The sequence below is a fragment of the Nitratireductor aestuarii genome (assembly GCF_014641695.1).
Classification (GTDB): domain Bacteria; phylum Pseudomonadota; class Alphaproteobacteria; order Rhizobiales; family Rhizobiaceae; genus Chelativorans; species Chelativorans aestuarii.
In genome coordinates this window covers 1-18069 of record NZ_BMIF01000025.1, presented here as the reverse complement: position 1 = coordinate 18069, position 18069 = coordinate 1, and the positions used below count along the sequence as shown (strand labels likewise).

Genomic DNA, 18069 nt, shown 5'->3' with positions numbered 1-18069 from the left:
GCACGCGACTTCGCCTCACGCGGTGGCGGCGTGATCGCCGTGCTGCACGACCTGAACCTCACGGCTGCCTTTGCTGATCATGTGGCTGTTTTCCGCGATGGACAGATCGCGACCACTGGTGCGCCGCGCGCAGTCATGAAGGACGGGCTGCTCTGCGATGTTTTCCAATGCGCGCTCAGGGTAGGAGCTGTTCCAGCCCACGTGCCCTTCGTGCTGCCGCAGACCGTCAGCGAATAGCATTGCGGCAACTCCTGATCTGCGTTTATGCTTGCCAGCACGCCTCACAGAGTCGTTCGTCGCTCGTCCGCATCCGAGAGAACTCCATGCCGCGCAAGAAGCAATTGATGATTCGCGCCCGTATCGACTTGAGCACCGGCGAAGCGGAAATCAATAACATGGCCGAGCTGGAGGAGCTCATAGCGAGCGACCCGCTTCTTGCTGCTGATGCACTAGCCGACGTGCTTCGTGATTTACAGAACGCGTATGCCCGCGCGATGCGGTTGCTCAGTGTCGAAGCGGAGTTGTGGGCCGGAAAAGACGGCGAAGATGCTGAGTTTCCCAAGTGCGATTGCGCTTAGACAAGTCGTCTGAGGTTCTTGCTGAGGAAGGAAGAGAGGGTGGGGTGAGCCACCCCATGGTGCTCATTTGCTCTTGAGCGGCTGCGTGAGCTCGCCTGTCATCACCCGCCTATGTGGCAAAACGCCGGATTATAGCATTTTAGCCCCAGTTGGTTTCAATTGCCGGTGGAGGAGTAGCCGGCGAAGCTTCTCTAAACACGTTAGGGGACTTATTATCCAGTTTATCAATTTGCCCCCGCCTTTGGACCGCTCATGCCAAAACAATCATTGACCATGCCCCAGCGCGGACGAAGACAAGATAGCGTTGTTTAACATGAGCCCCCTCAGGCAATGAAATGCTTAACCAAGGATCAAAGCTAGAAGTTGGTAAACATGTGCTCGCAAGATCATTAACAATAACTTTTATTGGGGTTTGCTATTTAACATTATTGACGGTGCGTGCGGATGAAGTGAAGCCGCTTGGGCTCCCGCCGCAGGGAGGAGATGCCCTGGGCCGCTGGCAGCGCGGTCGGAATCGATCACGTGGGATGCAAAATGCACAAGAGCGGCGAGGTAAACGCTGCTCCAGCGACTATCAGTCGCAGTTTGCTAAACAGGGACCTTGTACACGTAAAGTTGGCTGCTGCCAGCGGTTGGAACCTTCCATGGCCATTTGCCAGACCAGTCAGCTATTGCTTTGTTGGTAACTTCAGTCACGATCCCAGGGCTAAAGCTATGGCATGACCAAGCCTATCAGCTACAAGCGCACCAAAATCGATCCGAGGTCATTGCCCAGGGCGATGGGCTGTATTTCCGGGTTCCTTTGGGCCTGCGCGAAGCGATCCTGGCCTGCGATCCTGTAGGCCCTCTCCGGGACATTTTGAGAGATTACTTGAAGCCGATCTGGTCGGCAAAGTGCCTATCTGAATATCGTTTCGAGCATCAGCATCATAATGACCGTCAAGGCAGGGCGCGATGACGACGATGTAGGAGACGGGCCAGACTGTTCAGCGCAATAGCCTCCGCTCGAGGAAAGACCGCATATCTCGCCGGCCATCCATGATGCAGTAGATAATGACATCCTTCTCGACAACCCTGTAGATCATCCGCCACGGCTTGTGGTGCAATTCTCGGTATTCGGTGATGCCTAGCCCTACCAGTTCCTTCGGCACATTTCCGCGATCGGGAAAATCCTGCAGTCCCCGACACGCTTCCTCAATCTCGCTAAGTATCCGCTCAGCGGTCTGAACACCGTCACGGCGGACGGGAAAGAGGTAGAGATCCTCGAGATCCCGTTCCGCGTCATCTGCAAAAAGGATTTGGTACGGCATCAAATTCCAGAATTCGACAGGCGAGCGCGAAGGCGTGCGAACGTCTCTTTCGCAGGGCGGACTTCCCCCTCCTCCACCTGTTTGTTTGTCAGCGCCAGCACTTTGAGAAGCGCCAGTGTCGCCTGCGTCTCTTCATATTGGGCCAGATCCTGAAGCACGGCTTTTGCTTCGCCATGCAATGTGATCACCACGGGCCGCCGGTCGTCACCAAGCTGGCGTATAACTTCCGGCGCATGAGCCTTGAGGTAGCTAATCGGCCTGACCTGTTCCGACAATTTCATTGATGCGAACTCCTTTTGACCAAAATATAGACTTTTAGTAGCCGGATGGAAAGGGGTTGTGAAGGGTTCCGCCACAACTATGGCCCCCTGCAGAAATCTGGCCGCACAGAGCGCCGCTAGGCGAGCGCTTCCGAATAGGCAGCACTAACTTGAGTGGCTTCGCTGTCGCACTTCAACGAGAGGTCTGGAGGCAATATTTACCATTCTGAGTGGCACTCAGAGTTGGGACGAACTCAGTCACAGCGCCATTGGCGGTCTCGTTGTCCTAGAATTCGCTACGTTTCCAGCCCCGCTGGCTTGAATGGTTCACCGCACTACGTACAGCTAGCATACCAGTACCAGCGGCAGTTCCCGCGTCCTATCTGAAGTAAGCCATGCGGCACAGATTTGCAGTCAGCTCACAGCAAGCCCGCCGTTTATGCGGCGGGCCTGTACCAGCTCAGCCTATTTTTGGCGGACTTTCACCAGCCCACCATAGAGCAGGATGGGGTAAATCTCCTTGTCGAGGTTCTGGAAGAAGGTTGTTGCTTCCGCGCCAGGCATGGGGCTGATCGAGAAGCCCGCATCCTTCGCCGTTTGCTGGAACGATGGATCGCTCAGAGTTTCCAACAGAACTTTTTCGAGAACTTTAGCTGCATCAGGGTCCACATCGGCGGGAGCTACCATGGCGCGCATGGTTCCGTAGACAATAGGATACCCCAATTCCTTGAACGTCGGAACGTCCGGGGCCATGAAGTGCCGCTCGGAACTTGCAACGGCTAGGATCTTCGCTTCACCTGCCTGATGCTGGGACGCTATTTCAGTGACTGACGGCGTTCCCGTCTGCGTCTCACCTGAGAGAACGGCCTGAACGACCGGAGCGGTCCCAGAGTAAGGAACGTTTGTCAGCTTGATCCCTAGTAGGGACTCGATCAGAGCAACAGCGACTGCCGACGTACCTCCAGGGCTTGCGTTGCGCAGTTTACCTGGCTCGTCCTTCGCCTTTGCGACTAAATCCTCAAGGCTCTCGAAGCCCGAGGAAGGGCCGGCTGCAATGACTGTCGGGTCCGTACCAACGAAGGCAAGAACCTTGAATTCTTCGAGCGTGGGGGCATTGGGGCTGCCGTATTGCTCGGTGATGAAGCCGGTAGCGATCATCGAGATCGTGTGGCCTGACCTGTCCCCATTGGCTACATCGCGCAACGCGATCGAACCACTTGCTCCCGGCTGGTTCACAACAACGACCGGCTGGCCAAGCCTCTTGCTGGCGTTGTCCGCGACAATGCGCATGAGAATGTCCGTGCCTCCCCCCGCAGGCCACGGCACGACAAGCGAAACAGCCTTCGTTGGGAAGTCCGCAGCGAAGACGTTGGAGGATAGCATGAGGGCAGCCGCGGACAATGCCACGGCGATTGACTTGAGTTTCATGATGGTTCCACCTCGGTTATTATTGTAATGGCATTTTGTGATCACATCTGATTATGATGCAAGTCAAATTTGGTCGCTGCCAACCAGGGAACAGAGAAAATCAAACCTTACTTCAGGGGTACTACATGCGTATTCGCGATATCGTTCCGGTTCGTTCACCGAAGGTCATCAACGGGATGACCATCCAGCGCGAGCGCTGGGCAAGGCCGGATGTCGAGATTGAGGTTGTTCCGATTGAACGCGGACCGTTTTCGATGGAATTTGCCACCGAAGAGGTTCTGGCCGGACCCTATATCCTCGAAGCAGTGCGAAAGGCAGAAAATGACGGTGTGGATGCTGTGGTGCTCGACTGCTGTGTCGATCCAGTGCTGCGTGCGGCCCGCGAGACTGTCAGAATTCCGGTCATGGCGCCGGCGCACTCCGGTCTGCATGTGGCGAGCATGCTGGGCTACCGCATCGCCGTTTTAGGCATGCGCAACGGTCAGCAGGCGCTGGAAGAACATATCCGCGCCTATGGCTTCGATCACAAGGTCTGCTCGATGCACATCGTGGATTGCCCGCCGGCAGATTTGATCGAATCCCAGGAGTATTGCCGTGAAATCGTCGAGCGCGAGATAGAGGCCGCCCTAAGGAACCATCGCGCCGACGTCATCCTGTTCGGCTGCACCGCTATGTCCGGCTACGTTGATGGGCTGACAAAGCGTTATGATGTGCCGATTGTAGAGCCCATGGCCTGCGCCATCAACATGGCGATCAACCTCGTAACCATGGGCCTGTCTCACAGCAAGATCTGCTACGAGGAGCTGCCCGTACGCGGCACGGCGCCGGGCAGCATTGATCTTCCCTGATAGTCGAGGCGTTACTGAAGAGCAGCGCTCGCCTGAATTTCGATCAGCAGATCGGAACTGGCGAGCTTGCTCTCCACGCAGGCACGCACCGGTTGCTGGCCCTGCGGAACCCATTGGTCGTAGACTTCGTTCATCGCATCGAAGTCCCTGGTATCGGCGATCCAGATCATCACCTGCAGAAGTGCGTCCTTGGTAAGGCTGGCCTCGGCCAGCAGCGCGTCGAGCTGACGTAACACATCTGCCGTCTGGGCCTTGATATCGCGTGGCAGGCCACGGGCGGTGATGCCCTTGGTTAGCAGCACACCCTGATATGCCACCATGTTGCTCATACGGGCGGTGCCCGGGAAACGCTTGATGTTCTCGGTCATTTTACCCCTCTCAGGTCTTGCGTATATGTAATTGAATTCCGGTCGAGTTCCGCCAGCGACTTCCATCCACCAATGGTCATCGCATTGATGATTTCGGTTTTGAGAATGTCGAGGACGGCGCTCACCCCTTCCCCGCCGGCAACGGCCATGCCCCAGAGATGCGAGCGGCCGATGAGGCAGGCATCTGCTCCGAGCGCGATGGCCTTGAGTATCGAAGTACCCCTGTTGATACCACCGTCGAGAAGGATCGGCACCCGCTTCTCGACGGCGTCGGCAACTGCCGGAAGTGAGTCTATCGATGCGAGGGTACTGTCCAGCTGCCGGCCTCCATGGTTTGAGATCTGGATGGCATCCACGCCGCGCGCGATGGCCTCGCGTGCGTCTGCCGGGTTGAGGATGCCCTTCGCAACGAGGAACCCGTCCCATTGCGACCGAAGCCAAGAGAAGTCATCCCACGTGATGTCGGGATTTAGAACGCTGGCTATATAGGAAGCCATGTCGTTCATGTCGCCATCGCTGCGGCTGGCAAAATTGGCCATTCCGAAACGCGGTTGGGCGGCCATGCGCAGCAACCACTTGTAGTGAATGGCGGCATCCAGCATCGTCGACAGAGTCAGGCGCTGATCGATTGCGAAGCCATTGCGATAGTCCTGTTCACGCCGGCCATGCGTGGGGGCATCAGTCGTGACGACGATACCGCTATAACCTGCCGCCTTGGCGCGGCTGATGAATTCCTTTGTGAGGCCACGGTCACGATAGAGGAAGATCTGCAGCCATTTCGGTCCAATCCCACCTGCTGCAATGTCCTCCATGGACAGGATCGACCCAGCGCTGACTTCCATGATGGTATTGGCCCGTGAGGCGGCACCTGCCGCTTCCGCCTCGCCCCGCGGCCAGAGCAGACCGGAGCAGCCGGTTGGGGCGATCAGTACGGGAAGATCGATCCGGTGACCACCAAGTTCGACACTGACGTCCGGCGCGCTTGTCGAGGCGAAGCTACGCGCGCGCAGCCACAGGTCGTCGAAACCGGAGCGGTTGCGCTTGAAGGTTTGGCCATCTAGAGCCGATCCGGCAGCAAAATCATAAAGTACACGGGGTAGCGTGCGCTTTGCGGCTTTGCGATAGTCCTCAATATTTACAAGTGCTGCTTTAGACATTCAGTCTTTCTGCCGTCCATGTTGCATCCTTGCCCTTGCAGTTTGCCAAAAGATGCACGATGCTTAGTAATGATTTTATGATCACAAACTGTCATCACAAAGTTGGATCGTCAAGCGGAGACCCAATGAAGTCCAAGGAGATTGAAGCCAAGACCGCCCGCGGCAACGTGCAGGACAAGGTCCTTGCGGGTCTTCGCTATGGTTTGATGTCCGGCCTCTTCGTTCCCGGACAAGTTTTCAGTCTGCGCAAGCTCGCTGCCATCTTTGGTACCAGCGCCATGCCAGTGCGAGAGAGCCTGAGCCGCCTCATTGCCGCGAATGCCCTGGAGGAACTTCCCAACCGCTCTGTCCAGGTCCCGCGCCTTGGCACTGAAAGTCTGGAAGAGCTATTCGAACTGCGCGTTCGCGTCGAAGGCATGGCGGCCGGCATTGCGGCACGCAAGACCACGGACGAAGGTGTGCGGCAGCTTGAGCAGATCAATCAGTCGGTGAAGGACGCGCATGACACCGGACAGATGGGTGAGGTGCTGAAGGCAAACCAGCGTTTTCACTTCGCGCTCTACCGCCTGTCTGAGTCATCAATTCTGCTCCCGATGATCGAGGGACTCTGGCTCCGCAGCGGCCCCACCATGTTTTTCTCTCTGAGTTCACCAGGCCTCTGGGACAGCTCCTCGCATCTGGACATTATTGAGGCCCTGAGACGCCGTGATCCGAAGGCCGCCGAAGAGGCGATGGCCCGCGATATCATGAAGACCGGCAACTTCCTGATCCAGCAGTCGAAGGGAGGAGTCAGAACCGGCCCGATTGCTGATCTCTCTTTCCGGCTTGACGATGCACCCGAGGCATTCTAGGTGAAAAGCCGCTTACCAGAGATGAGCGGCTTTCCCACACTTAACCGACCCGTTTTTTCAGCTCTTCCATACCGGTGGCAACGAGACCCATAGCTGCAGCATCACGTGCCGGCGGCTTCGGCAGTCCCGCAACCATCGCCGCGTGAAGCTTGACCAGCGCGGAGGCCACCGGTGTCTCGACACCCGCAATGTCAGCAAAGACCTGGAACGGCGCGAGACCGTGGCTGAAGTCTTCGACATAGTAGCGATGCGCCAGAGAATCCGGAGCCTTGATCCGCTTGTTGGCTTCGCCTGCTGCAATCGCCCGATAGTCGTCTCCGGCAGCATCCGCAGGCACGGTGCCGATCGCCTTCATCTCCTCGATGATGGTTGGCAGATCGTGTCCGAAGGCCTTGGCAACGGCGATGCGCTCCCTGTCGAGGGCTTCCATCACGCGAACGACGCCGTCCGTCAGCCCCTCGACATAGAAGGTGAAATCGCCGCCTGTGGCTTCTGCCCAAGCCGCGCCCAGCATGGCACCTGGCGGATGCACGATCATGTTTACATTGCAGAGGTCGGAGGCAATCACATCGCCGCAATCATAGCTTCCGGGGAACAGAGTGAGCGCTGCATCCAGCGCTGCCTCGCCTCCCTTGAGCGCAGCGGCGCGCAGGGCCTTGGCCCGTCCGGTGATATTCACCACATCGGGCGATGGCTTCCGTGCCACATAGGCGAGCGTGGCAAATTCAGCGATCGGCGGAACCGCGTGGCTGTGCTTGCGGTAAGCCGTGTCGAACTCAAGGGCACCGCCTGTGTGACCTGGATTGAGCACAACGGGTTTATCCGTGTTCCAGTGCGCCTCGACCAATGACTCGGCAACCGAAGTTAACGCAAAGGTCGGCAATGCCACCACCACGGCATCAGCATCCCCGATGGCGGTTTTCAGGTCAGTGGTGATGAGTGCCGGAGAGATCCGGCCTTCCCCAAACACACCCTGATAGCCGATACCGCTTGCAAGGAAAGGTTCGATCGTCGCCTGCGAGCGACCGTGCAAGGCAACGTCGTGCCCAGCCAAAGTCAGCTCGACAGCCGCCGCGGCGCCGCCATTTCCGGCGCCAATAACTGCTACGCGCATGTATTCCTCCAGTCGCTAGGCCGAGAGCCTGGTACGCAGGTCGTCAAGCGCGGCAGCGGCTTCCTCGACGTCGGTGACCTTAAAACCTTCCGCCAGTTCAGGGCTGTATTCCTTCACCAGATTGCGGACGCGCTCGGCATAAGTAACCTGACCGTCATGGATGAAAACGCCATCGGCTTCCTCGAACTGGGCGTTGAAGGCAACAGCTTCTTCCTTGGTCATGCCGGCAGGCAGATCGAGCGTCACACCATTCTCATTGGCGATGACCGGATATCCGCCCGTGAGGCCGAGAGGCCCCGGAACATGGACGCGTCGTGCCCCCTCGCCCGTAAGCGCGAGCAGTGTTGGAACGGAGCCTGCGGCTGAAATCAGGTTGAGATCTCGGTAAGGCAGCTGGATGTCGCTGGTCATTCCGTTGACATCCTCGAGCTCCTTCTCGCCTACCCAGGCCCGCACCGGCGCGCCCGCACGTTCCGCCGGTGGCTTGCGCCACTCAACGATATGCCGGTGATGGGCGATAACGCGCAGATCCTTGCGCTGTTCGAGCGGCAGACGACCGCCCAGAACAGACGAGAAGATGGAGATGTTGCCCACTCCGGTCGTCAGCGGAAGGCCCGCCTGCGTGAGCACCTGGTTCACGCCGTCCGGATAGCAGGTGTTGACGAAGTGCCCCCTGAGACCAAGCTGCTTCATCGCCCTAGCCGTGCGGAACGACAGAAGCGAATTGAAGGCAATCGTCAGGCCAAAGCCCGCCCTTGCCACCAGCCGTGCCCAGTCGCTCTCATTGTTGTCGACCTTCCAAGGAGATTGCGCGGAAGCCGACTGAACGACAACGCGAGGATTGTAGGCTCCGAGAGTGTCGGCGATCGATGCTGCGGACGTCGAGTCCAGCTTCGCGCTCGAAAAGCTGACGGACGTGCCGAAGGTTGCAGCGCGGGCCTGGCAGGCCTCAACCAGCCATTTCAGCCTTTCCTGATTGCGGCCGGCAATGACCACGTTGAGCGGAGTGCGCGCCGTGGTCGCAAGATCCGCCAGCATGATCTCTGCGTAGTACCCAGTTCCTGAAACGAGAATATCGCAGGACTGCGGGGCTTCATTCGCCATAGGATCCTCCCTTTAGCCGCCTACACGGATGAGCTTGTCAGTGTTGGTGAAGTCCGAGAGCAGAACCGAGCCGTTGGCCGTCACATGCAGAACGTCCTTGTTCTGCACGCCGAAGCCGTAGCCGGTACGGTAGCAAAGCGGCTCGAAGCCCAGAACCATGTTTTCTTCCACGACGGCATCCTCCCCCGGACGTCCAATGGTCGGCGTTGAGCCGATGTACGGATCTTCGTGCAGATGCAGGCCGATGCCGTGGCCCACGAAGGAGATCGGCGGCAGCTTAATCTTGTCCAGACGCGCGATGAAGTCGTTGTAGATGTTGAGGCAGCTTGCGCCCGGCTTGATTTTGTCGAGGATCGCGTACTTGCACTCGACCATGAGGTCCCAGATTTCCTCGGCCATCGCTGGCGGCTCTTCGACATAGGCCGTGCGACAGACGCCAGCCTGATATCCGTTGATGACGGAGAAGATCTCAACGCGGCAGACGTCGCGCGCCTGCAGCTTGCGGCTGGTCGGGCCAACGTTTGGCAGCTGGCTGCGCTCGCCGGTGGCGACGATCAGCAGCTTGAAGTTCTCTGCACCCAGTTCGTAGATGCGGCGCGTCAGAACCGCAGCAATATCGAGCTCGGTGTCGCCGACGCGAACAGAGGTCAGACTGTCGTAGATCGCCTGATCGGCGATGCGCGACAGGCGGTGGATGAGTTCCACTTCTTCCGGGGTCTTGATCTGGCGGGCGCGGTTGAGCTGCGCCTCGAAGGGCACGAAGGTGGCCTTAGGCATCTGAATGACCAGACGGGCGAAGTCGCCAGCCGGCAGATAGTCCATCTCGAGACCGATCTTTGCCTCGGCAAGGCCAGCCTTTTTCAGGGCTTCGGCGAGGATGACCATGGCATCGTCATGGAACTCGCGCCAGACGGTCAGTGGCGTTTCCGGCGCCTTGTTGGCAATGGTGGTTGCTTCCATGTCGACGCCGAACAGGCTTTCCTTGCCATCGACCGTCAGGATCGCCATCGCATGGCGGTGCCGGATCATCGGCTGGGTCGGAACCACGAAGCCGGTCAGGTAGGCGAAATTCTCCGGCGAAGTCGTTACAACTGCGTCCACACCTTCGGCTCGGAGGACTCTGGTAATCTTCTCAACAATAGCTTTGCGCATGTGAAAAACTCATCTCAAAGAGAAATTGTGTATTTTTCGACCTTGGCCTCATCCACAACCATGCCCATGCCGGGCGCGTCGGGCACGCGGATGCCGCCATTCTCGAAGATCATTGGCTCGGTCAGCAGGTCGTCGGCGTAGTAAATGCCGCCGATGCGGCCGTTCTGATGCTCGGCTGGCATCGAAACGGGAATGACATTGGAGAGCGACGCTGCCGGTGCCGCCGCCGCCAGATGCACGTTTGCGAGGTTGCCAACGCCAGTCTCGACCGAGCCATTGACGTTGCAGATGATGCCTGCAGCCTGGCATACGGCCGAAACCTGCATGGCCTTGAACAGACCACCTGGCTTGGTTGTGTAGATGGAGACGATCTGCGCCGCATCCTGCGCGATGATCTGCACAACGTCATGAGCATTCCAGGCGGACTCATCGGCCATGACTGGAATATCGATGGCGCGGGCCACACGGCCGATACGCTCGATACCCATGACGGGCTGTTCGACATAGATCAGGCCGGCTTCCTGCATGCGGCGAACGGTCTGGATCGCCTGCCCCGGCGTGGTGTAGCCTTCGTTGGCATCGACGCAGAGCGACATCTCCGGACCTACGGCCTCGCGGATCGCCTTGACGATCGCTACGTCGCGGTCAGGATCGACACCAACCTTGATCTTGATGGTCTTGATGCCATCTTCCTTGACCTTCACGACTTCCTTGACCGCCTCGTCGATGTCGAGCAAGCCAATTGAATGGGTGACTGGCACGATATCGCGCAGCTTGCCGCCGAGCAGCATATGGACGGGAACGCCCAGCACCTTGCCGGTCAGGTCGTAGTAGGCAAAGTCAACCGCAGCCTTGGCGTAAGGATAGCCCTTGATGACGGCGTCCATGTGCTTGTGCAGCATTGCCGGGTTACCGATCTCGAGGCCGGTGACGGCGGGTGCCAGATAGCGCGAGATCACCATGTCGACGATGGCCGTGCTCTCGCCGAAGTAGCGGCCGAACTCACCGCCCCAATCCTTTAGCGCAGGAGCCTCGCCCCAGCCGACAGTACCGTCGCTGCCGGTGATCTTGACGAGAAGATATTGTCCGATCGGTTCCGTCAGGCCGGTCCACTTATGTACTCTTCGTGTTGGCAGGCGAACCAGCCGTGTTTCGATCGTTGAAATGGTTACCACAGTTTCTCTCCTAATGTGATTTCGAATTGTGATCACACTCGTGGATATGTCAAGCCTTTGATGCTATCGACGGCGCGCTATCGCGCCGCCGACGGGGATTATTCAGTCGGGCCCGGCCTCAAGGGCTGCCCGGGCAAGCCGTTCACGCACCTTCCCGAAGAACGGGAGAAGAAGGACGACGGCGGTAATGGCAAGGAGAACGACCGGTATCGGGCGCTGGAAGAACACCATCCAATCGCCATAGACGACCAGCGTACGGCGAAGGTTTTCTTCAAGCAAAGGCCCGAGGACCAGACCGAACATCATCGGCGCGGTCGGTATGCCGAGCTTCGTGAAGAGATAACCAAGAGCACCAAAGAAGATCATCAGCAATACGTCAAAGAGCGCGTTCTGAACCGCGAACGAACCGGTGACGCAAAGGATGAGGATCCCGAGGTAGAGGATGCGCGGCGGCGCCGAGAGCAGCTTCGCAAAGGCACGGGTCAGCACCAGCGACAGGACGAAGGTGAGTACGATTGTCAGGGCGAGCGCCACATAGATGGTCGCAATGAAGTCCGGGTGCTTGGTGAAAAGCTGCGGACCAGGCTGCAGACCGTGGATCAGCAGAGCGCCGACCAGAACCGCCGTCATCGTATCCCCCGGGAGGCCGAGCGTCAGGAGCGGCACGAGCGCACCACCAACGGCCGCGTTGTTACCTGTCTCCGCAGCCACGATGCCTCGCGGATTGCCGTTGCCGAAGGTTTCGGTCTTCTCGTAGAGCTTTTTTTCCTGCGCATAGGACATGGAAACGGCGACCGCCGATCCCGCCGCCGGTATGATGCCGACGATGAGACCCACGATCGATGATCTAATCGCAGTCGCCCAGGTCTTGATGACATCCCGAAAGCGCGGCCAGATCTCTCCGATCTGGGTCGCCGCCTTTTCCTGCACAATTGGCTGCTCCAGCAGCTTCAGAATTTCGGTCAGGCCAAAAATGCCTACCGCGAAGGGAATGATGTTGATCCCAGCCTGCAGTCGCGGGATGCCGAAGTCGAAGCGCGACAGGTTGGTGATCATGTCGAGACCGACCGTGCCGAGCAGCAGCCCGAACATGCCGGCGAGAATCGCGAGGAAGGTTGACCCGGGCGACGCATAGGCGAGCATCGACAGGCCGAAGATCATCAGCACGGCGAATTCAGGGCTCTGGAAAGCAAAGCCAGCGCGCGCCAGTGTTGGCGCGAAGATGACAAGGCCGAACCAGCCGACGACACCGCCGAAGGTGGAGGCAATCAGCGCATAGGTCAGCGCGACACCAGCCTGCCCCCGCTTGGCGAGCGGATAGCCATCCAACTGGGTCAGCATTGATCCTGGCGTGCCGGGGATGTTGATCAGGATAGCGGAAATCGATCCGCCCCAGGCGCTTCCATAGAAGGCGCCCAGCAGGAAGACCATGGCGTTGCCCGGTTCCATGCTGAAGGAAAAAGGCAGCAGCACCGCGAGCGTCATGGTAGAGCTGATGCCGGGCAATGCGCCGAGGATGATGCCAACCAATGTGGCCACCACAGCCAGCGCCATGGTGACCGGATCGGTGAGGATCGTTACGGTCGCGTGTAGCAGTTCAGTCATGTGAGGCTCATGGGAACGGCACGTTGATGCCGTAGTAGAAGAGGCTGTAGATGCCTCCGGCGATCAACACGGCTTCTAAGGGCAGCTGGATCAGGTAGCGCTTGGTGAACGCACCGCCTGAACGCCAGTGAAAGACAGCAACCCACGGCAGGGCAAAGATGATGCTGGCGGTGAAAAAGCCGAGCGGCTTCATGGCCAGCTGATAGATAATCAGGGAGACCACGAGCAAAGCCGGAAGCCAGAGCTTTGCGACGACGAATTCGCCGCTCGTCTTCAGCACACCGGCCTTCTTCGCCTTGATAAGCACCCAGATCATCTGGGCAAGGCCGCCAAGGCCAATGACCGTCGTGCCAATCCAGGGTATGAAGGAAGGGCCCGGATCGTCGCCGACCTTGCCAAGTTCCAAATATGGGTCGGTCCAGAGGCTCCAGGAGGCGATCAGCGCAATCAGGACGAACACAGCACCTGCTGCAAAATCAACCACCCGGGGTGGTCCCGCCAGGACGGACTCCGTCCCGGCAGCACCCTCGTTTATTTCGCGGCTCACTTCTGGCGTACCTTCACCAATCCTGCCTCGAGGAGGACGGGGTACATTTCCTTGTCCAGGTTTTCCATGAAGGCGGTCGCTTCTTCCGAGCCCATCGGAGTAATCGTGAAGCCGGCATCACGTGCGGTCTTGTTGAAGCTTTCGTCGTTCAGCGCGTCGACAATCGCCTTTCCAAGCACCTCGGCTGCCGCCGGATCGGCATCGGCAGGAACGACGAGCGCGCGCACTGTACCGGTCACGAGTGGATAGCCTGCTTCGGTGAAGGTTGGCACGTCAGGTGCCAGGAAATGACGCTCGACGCCAGCAACGGCCAGAATGTTGATCTCTCCCGCTTCATGCTGGGCGATGAGGTCGGTTACCGAAGGGGTGGCGAGCTGGGTCTCTCCAGCAAGAATAGCCTGCACGACCGGAGCGGAACCGGCGTATGGAACTAGAGTGTAGTCGATGCCAAGTTTTAGCTTCATCAGCGAAGCAGCAACATAGGAGGTGCCGCCCGGTTGGTCGTTGGCGTTGCGCAGCTTGCCCGGATCTTCCTTGGCCTTCCTGACCAGATCATCAAGCGTCTTGAGGCCTGTGTCAGCACGGGCAGCCATGATCGCCGGATCAGTGCCGACAAAGGCAAGAACCTTGAACTGGTCGAGCGTCGGAGCATTCGGGTTGCCGTACTGCTCGGCAATGAAACCCGTCGCAATCATCGAGAACGTGTGGCCCGACTTGTCGCCATCGGCCACTTCCCGCAGCGCGAGCGATCCTCCCGCGCCAGGCTGGTTCACCACGACAACCGACTGACCTAGCTTTTCGCTCGTCTTCTGTGCGATCATGCGCATCAGGATATCACTGCCACCGCCCGCCGGCCACGGCACGACCAGTGACACAGGCTTTGTCGGAAAATCAGCTGCTACTGCGCCCGAAACGGAAAGTGTCAACGCAGACAATGCTGCCACGACGATCGACTTAAGACTCATATCTGTGTTCCCTTGGTTATATTTGTTATCTCATTTTGTGATCACAATTTGAGAAACGCAAGAGGGTAGTCGTGGTGATCCGTTAAAAAGCGCGTCGGGTCGTCAATGATGGCTTGATGTGCGGGTGCTTGTGGGGAGCGACCTTTTGGAAAACGCCAGTTAGCCCGCAGCTTCTATCAGGCGTCGGCTCCGCTTAATACAGGCTTAGGAGGGTAAGTCCCGAAACTGGTCAATGATCAAATTGCGTAGCCATTGGAGCCCCTTGTCGCTTCCCGTCTCCTCCCTCCAGGCGAGGTAGGACCTGTACTCAGGAATCTCGATCGGCGGGTGGAACAGACGCAGCTTGCAGAGCTCTTCATTGTTGCGCAATATCCCCTCCATAAGGGTGAGCACCATGTCGGTATTCTGAAGGAGCGCGGGTGCTACCAGGAAATGCGGGACGATACAGACGATATTCCGACGCAGATTGCGGAGGGAAAGCTCGAAATCGACTATGCCGATCTCTTCGCCGGTGGTCGCCACCAGGAGGTGCGGAAGTGCCAGATATTCCTCAAGGCTGATCCTCTCCCCACGGAAACCATGTTCCCGGGCCACGGCGCACAGATAGCGCTCGCTGCTGAATGGATAAAGCGTGAGGCCGGGCTCCTGAAGAAAGCTTCCCATTGCCAGGTCAACCTGGCCCTCGGTGACAGCCTTTCCTCCCTGGCTCCGTCCCACGTGACGCACCATGACCCGGACCTGCGGAGCTTGCCGCCTGATCTCCGTTAGCAGCCGTGGAAGAAATGAGGCACTGGCATAGTCAGTCATACCGATCCGAAATGTCCGCTCGCATGCTCCCGGAACAAACTCCTCGCTGTCGCCCACCAGAGTGTGTGCATCCCGGAGTATTTCTGCGACCTTTGGGGCCAGCCGAAGTGCGGTGGCGGTAGGCAACATCTCCGCGCCCTGCCGGACAAGAATTGGGTCATCTAGCATCTGCCGCAATCGCTTCAGCGCGTGACTCATCGCCGGCTGGCTCAATCCTGCGCGTTCAGCTGCCCGGGAAACATGCCTCTCACGTACCAAGGCATCGAAGAGCTGCAGCAGATTGAGATCGATCCTTCGTTTGCTCATGTGAATGGTTCATCTCCAATCGCAACGCCCGGCAACTGCAATGCTCGAACAGATGCCGTGATCAAGATACCATTGCCGAGGAGCCTGCAAGATCTCAGCACGTGACTGTCATTCAAATTATGAATAAGCAGAATTCAATCGTTCCATTTCACACTCGCCCCACTCGGTCTTAGCCTGAGATTCAAAAAGGCCGACTGTCCCAGATTCACGGCGACGGTCAACAACATTCATTGAGGGAATACATGTCTGACGAAAGAATGATGCACTTGGCCGTCTATGCGCTCGGCACTGGCAACCACTCAGCCGGCTGGAGAATGGATGGAGCAACCGCGCGGCACAGCAGCTTGGAAGTTCTGCAGCAGATTGCAGTCACGGCAGAGCGCGGCAAGTTCGACCTGTTCTTTCTCGCCGACTCGGCCATGATGAGCTTCAATGACCATCCGTCCCACCAGTCGCGGCTTGAACCGCTGACCGCACTAGGCGCTCTGAGTGTGCTCACCAAGGACATCGGTCTGGGCGGTACGGTCTCTACGAGCTTCTCCGAGCCCTACAATGTCGCCCGCGCATTCTCCACACTCGATCACATCAGCGGCGGGCGCGTCGCGTGGAACGTCGTAACCAGTTCTGCAGACGCGGCCGCACTGAACTTCAGCCGCGACAAGCTGAACGAACATGACAAGCGCTATGAGATTGCAGGCGAATTTGTTGATGTGGTGCGCGGCCTTTGGGACACGTGGTCCGAAGGAGCGATCGTCGCCGACCGGAGCACGGGTCAGTTTCTTGATGATACCAAGGTCAGGGAGTTGAACCACGCCGGCACGCATCTCTCGGTCAAAGGGCCGCTCAACATCGAACGCAGTCCGCAAGGTCATCCGCTGATCATCCAGGCTGGCGGTTCGCCGGCTGGCATGGAGCTGTCAGCCCGTGTCGCGGATATCGTCTTTGAAGTGGTTCAGGATCCGGCCGCAGCAAAGCAATTCTACGACACGCTGAAGGGCATGGCAGTCCGCAACGGAAGGCAGGAGAGCGACATCCGCATCCTTCCAGGCGTCATGACCATCGTCGGGAAAACCGAGGCGGAAGCAAAGGCAAAGCTGGACAAACTCCAGAGCTGGGTCACACCAACCAACGCGCTGGCGCTGGTATCGGCCCGTCTGGGTCATGACATCGAGGGCTTGTCTCTCGATTCACCGGTTCCCGATTTCCCGTTAACGGAGCGAAGCCAGGGATTCTCACGCACCCTGCTGGAATTGGCGTTACGGGAGAAGATGACGCTCCGCGACCTCTACAATCTGATTGCGGCCGCCCGCGGTCATTGGGTGCTCTGCGGCACGGCCGAGCACATTGCCGATGTGTTCGAAGAGTGGTTCGTCGAAAGACGGGCTGATGGGTTCATGATCCTCCCCCCCTACTTCAACCAGGGTTTCGCTGACTTCGTTGATCTCGTGGTTCCCGAGCTTCAGCGTCGTGGCCTGTATAAACGTGAATATGCCGAGGGTACCATGCGCGAAAAGCTGGGCCTCCCGAAGAAGTAGGAGGATGGGGCCACATGTCTGCAATTACCAAGATCATCGATTCAAATTCGTCACCTGTTCTTCGGGCTGCAACGAAGACTTTCCGTGAGGCGATGGCGATGTTTCCAGGGGCCGTGAACATCGTCACTACTGATGGTCCGTCGGGCCGCGCTGGCTTCACCGCCACTGCAGTCTGTTCAGTTACGGACAGTCCACCAACACTATTGGTGTGCATCAACCGTTCGAGTTCTGCCGCTCCGGCATTCGCCGGCAACCTGACGCTATGCGTAAATACGATTGGACCGCGCCATCAGGATCTTGCAAGGATCTTCGGCGGCAAGACCCCAATGGAAGAGCGCTTTGCAGCAGCAAGCTGGATCATGGACGAGACCGGCTCCCCAGTATTGGAAGGAGCTGTGATTTCATTCGATTGCGTGATTTCGGAGCGCCAGCAGGTCGGTACTCACGATGTCCTGTACTGCCAGATCCTGTCCATCTCCAAGACGGACGGATTATCCGCATCTATCTGGTTTAATCGAAGTTTTCACAAGCTCGCCGTTTAGGTCTTGGGTGTGCCGAAGGAGAAGACGTCGTTTCAAGGGTGATGTCATGGTGACCTTTGGTCAGTGGCTTCTGGCTATGAGCTCTGGTGTGCCTCATCCTATCAGCTACAAGTGACATGGCATCCCAATGATGCAGGGCCTTCGGTCGGTGGAGGCCTGCATCATTCTCTCACGCTTCCTGAGTGGGAGATGGAATTTTGAGCCCTTTTGTTAAGTGCCCTTGTGGGACCGGTGCTCCACCCTCGGCATGACCTGGCGTCAGGCTGCTCCGTACGAGGACAGCTTGTGAGGAGCTATGGTCGGAACTGGGTGACGGGGCCGATCAGGCGGCGTGTTGATCTGGCGTCGTCGTGACGGCAACGCCGTCGGCGAATTTGATGCCTTCGACGACCATTGGCAACTGATTTTCGCCCTTCA

Annotated in this window: 18 protein-coding genes and 1 pseudogene; 6 read left to right on the top strand and 13 right to left on the bottom strand. The window is 58.3% G+C overall.

Features of this window, described 5'->3' with window-relative positions; translation table 11 throughout:
• Positions 1–237: pseudogene (locus IEX27_RS20485) on the top strand (heme ABC transporter ATP-binding protein); the annotation flags it as partial.
• 86 nt (positions 238–323) lie between these two features.
• Positions 324–578 carry a hypothetical protein gene (locus IEX27_RS20480; RefSeq protein WP_188722942.1) on the top strand — a complete coding sequence of 85 codons (255 nt, stop codon included), beginning with the start codon at positions 324–326 and terminating at the stop codon, positions 576–578.
• Positions 579–1564: 986 nt separating this feature from the next.
• On the opposite strand, the gene IEX27_RS20475 is transcribed toward IEX27_RS20480, so the two are convergent.
• The 3 genes from IEX27_RS20475 to IEX27_RS20465 form a co-directional block, all read right to left on the bottom strand.
• The gene (locus IEX27_RS20475) at positions 1565–1888 is read right to left on the bottom strand and encodes a type II toxin-antitoxin system RelE/ParE family toxin (RefSeq protein WP_188722941.1); all 324 of its coding nucleotides are present in this window, start codon (positions 1886–1888) and stop codon (positions 1565–1567) included.
• Positions 1888–2169, bottom strand: a complete 282-nt coding sequence (locus IEX27_RS20470) for a type II toxin-antitoxin system Phd/YefM family antitoxin (RefSeq protein WP_188722940.1) — start codon at positions 2167–2169, stop codon at positions 1888–1890. The genes IEX27_RS20475 and IEX27_RS20470 overlap by 1 nt, the downstream gene beginning before the upstream one ends.
• Positions 2170–2613: 444 nt before the next feature.
• On the bottom strand, positions 2614–3576 hold the full coding sequence (locus tag IEX27_RS20465) for a Bug family tripartite tricarboxylate transporter substrate binding protein (protein ID WP_188722939.1): 963 nt from the start codon (positions 3574–3576) through the stop codon (positions 2614–2616).
• Between the two features lie 125 nt (positions 3577–3701).
• Between IEX27_RS20465 and IEX27_RS20460 the strand changes: the two genes are divergently transcribed.
• Complete coding sequence (locus tag IEX27_RS20460) at positions 3702–4424, top strand: aspartate/glutamate racemase family protein (protein ID WP_188722938.1); 723 nt, start codon at positions 3702–3704, stop codon at positions 4422–4424.
• A gap of 11 nt (positions 4425–4435) precedes the next feature.
• Here IEX27_RS20460 and IEX27_RS20455 read toward each other — a convergent pair whose 3' ends face one another.
• Positions 4436–4792 (bottom strand): RidA family protein, encoded by a 357-nt coding sequence (locus tag IEX27_RS20455; RefSeq protein WP_210315582.1) that lies wholly within the window; start codon positions 4790–4792, stop codon positions 4436–4438.
• On the bottom strand, positions 4789–5949 hold the full coding sequence (locus tag IEX27_RS20450) for an alpha-hydroxy acid oxidase (RefSeq protein WP_188722937.1): 1161 nt from the start codon (positions 5947–5949) through the stop codon (positions 4789–4791). The genes IEX27_RS20455 and IEX27_RS20450 overlap by 4 nt, the downstream gene beginning before the upstream one ends.
• Positions 5950–6074: 125 nt before the next feature.
• On the opposite strand from IEX27_RS20450, the gene IEX27_RS20445 reads away from it, so the two are divergent.
• The gene (locus IEX27_RS20445; protein ID WP_188722936.1) at positions 6075–6800 is read left to right on the top strand and encodes a GntR family transcriptional regulator; all 726 of its coding nucleotides are present in this window, start codon (positions 6075–6077) and stop codon (positions 6798–6800) included.
• A gap of 40 nt (positions 6801–6840) precedes the next feature.
• Here the strand turns inward: IEX27_RS20445 and IEX27_RS20440 are convergent, their stop codons facing one another.
• From IEX27_RS20440 to IEX27_RS20405, 8 genes are all read right to left on the bottom strand, one after another.
• Positions 6841–7914, bottom strand: coding sequence for an NAD/NADP octopine/nopaline dehydrogenase family protein (locus IEX27_RS20440; RefSeq protein ID WP_188722935.1), 1074 nt, complete (start codon positions 7912–7914; stop codon positions 6841–6843).
• Positions 7915–7929: 15 nt separating this feature from the next.
• Positions 7930–9018, bottom strand: coding sequence for a hypothetical protein (locus tag IEX27_RS20435; protein WP_188722934.1), 1089 nt, complete (start codon positions 9016–9018; stop codon positions 7930–7932).
• Positions 9019–9030: 12 nt separating this feature from the next.
• Positions 9031–10170 (bottom strand): M24 family metallopeptidase, encoded by a 1140-nt coding sequence (locus IEX27_RS20430; protein WP_188722933.1) that lies wholly within the window; start codon positions 10168–10170, stop codon positions 9031–9033.
• Between the two features lie 14 nt (positions 10171–10184).
• Positions 10185–11345, bottom strand: a complete 1161-nt coding sequence (locus IEX27_RS20425) for a mandelate racemase/muconate lactonizing enzyme family protein (RefSeq protein ID WP_188722932.1) — start codon at positions 11343–11345, stop codon at positions 10185–10187.
• Between the two features lie 102 nt (positions 11346–11447).
• Positions 11448–12950: a tripartite tricarboxylate transporter permease gene (locus IEX27_RS20420; RefSeq protein ID WP_188722931.1), complete on the bottom strand. Its 1503-nt coding sequence runs from the start codon at positions 12948–12950 to the stop codon at positions 11448–11450.
• 7 nt (positions 12951–12957) lie between these two features.
• Entirely contained in the window at positions 12958–13497 is a 540-nt protein-coding gene (locus IEX27_RS20415; RefSeq protein WP_188722930.1) for a tripartite tricarboxylate transporter TctB family protein, read from the bottom strand.
• Complete coding sequence (locus IEX27_RS20410) at positions 13494–14462, bottom strand: Bug family tripartite tricarboxylate transporter substrate binding protein (protein WP_188722929.1); 969 nt, start codon at positions 14460–14462, stop codon at positions 13494–13496. Before IEX27_RS20410 ends, IEX27_RS20415 begins: the two co-directional genes overlap by 4 nt.
• A gap of 204 nt (positions 14463–14666) precedes the next feature.
• Positions 14667–15575, bottom strand: a complete 909-nt coding sequence (locus IEX27_RS20405; protein WP_188722928.1) for a LysR family transcriptional regulator — start codon at positions 15573–15575, stop codon at positions 14667–14669.
• Positions 15576–15817: 242 nt separating this feature from the next.
• Here IEX27_RS20405 and IEX27_RS20400 point away from each other — a divergent pair, with 242 nt between their 5' ends.
• Positions 15818–17110, top strand: coding sequence for an LLM class flavin-dependent oxidoreductase (locus tag IEX27_RS20400; RefSeq protein WP_188722927.1), 1293 nt, complete (start codon positions 15818–15820; stop codon positions 17108–17110).
• Between the two features lie 14 nt (positions 17111–17124).
• Positions 17125–17652 (top strand): flavin reductase, encoded by a 528-nt coding sequence (locus tag IEX27_RS20395; protein ID WP_188722926.1) that lies wholly within the window; start codon positions 17125–17127, stop codon positions 17650–17652.
• The last annotated feature ends 417 nt before the right edge of the window (positions 17653–18069 follow it).

Bases quoted from the DNA above. Each gene is read 5' to 3' on its own strand.
- IEX27_RS20480 (WP_188722942.1), top strand. From the start codon at position 324: ATGCCGCGCAAGAAGCAATTGATGATTCGCGCCCGTATCGACTTGAGC.
- IEX27_RS20475 (WP_188722941.1), bottom strand. From the start codon at position 1,888: ATGCCGTACCAAATCCTTTTTGCAGATGACGCGGAACGGGATCTCGAG.
- IEX27_RS20470 (WP_188722940.1), bottom strand. From the start codon at position 2,169: ATGAAATTGTCGGAACAGGTCAGGCCGATTAGCTACCTCAAGGCTCAT.
- IEX27_RS20465 (WP_188722939.1), bottom strand. From the start codon at position 3,576: ATGAAACTCAAGTCAATCGCCGTGGCATTGTCCGCGGCTGCCCTCATG.
- IEX27_RS20460 (WP_188722938.1), top strand. From the start codon at position 3,702: ATGCGTATTCGCGATATCGTTCCGGTTCGTTCACCGAAGGTCATCAAC.
- IEX27_RS20455 (WP_210315582.1), bottom strand. From the start codon at position 4,792: ATGACCGAGAACATCAAGCGTTTCCCGGGCACCGCCCGTATGAGCAAC.
- IEX27_RS20450 (WP_188722937.1), bottom strand. From the start codon at position 5,949: ATGTCTAAAGCAGCACTTGTAAATATTGAGGACTATCGCAAAGCCGCA.
- IEX27_RS20445 (WP_188722936.1), top strand. From the start codon at position 6,075: ATGAAGTCCAAGGAGATTGAAGCCAAGACCGCCCGCGGCAACGTGCAG.
- IEX27_RS20440 (WP_188722935.1), bottom strand. From the start codon at position 7,914: ATGCGCGTAGCAGTTATTGGCGCCGGAAATGGCGGCGCCGCGGCGGCT.
- IEX27_RS20435 (WP_188722934.1), bottom strand. From the start codon at position 9,018: ATGGCGAATGAAGCCCCGCAGTCCTGCGATATTCTCGTTTCAGGAACT.
- IEX27_RS20430 (WP_188722933.1), bottom strand. From the start codon at position 10,170: ATGCGCAAAGCTATTGTTGAGAAGATTACCAGAGTCCTCCGAGCCGAA.
- IEX27_RS20420 (WP_188722931.1), bottom strand. From the start codon at position 12,950: ATGACTGAACTGCTACACGCGACCGTAACGATCCTCACCGATCCGGTC.
- IEX27_RS20410 (WP_188722929.1), bottom strand. From the start codon at position 14,462: ATGAGTCTTAAGTCGATCGTCGTGGCAGCATTGTCTGCGTTGACACTT.
- IEX27_RS20405 (WP_188722928.1), bottom strand. From the start codon at position 15,575: ATGAGCAAACGAAGGATCGATCTCAATCTGCTGCAGCTCTTCGATGCC.
- IEX27_RS20400 (WP_188722927.1), top strand. From the start codon at position 15,818: ATGTCTGACGAAAGAATGATGCACTTGGCCGTCTATGCGCTCGGCACT.
- IEX27_RS20395 (WP_188722926.1), top strand. From the start codon at position 17,125: ATGTCTGCAATTACCAAGATCATCGATTCAAATTCGTCACCTGTTCTT.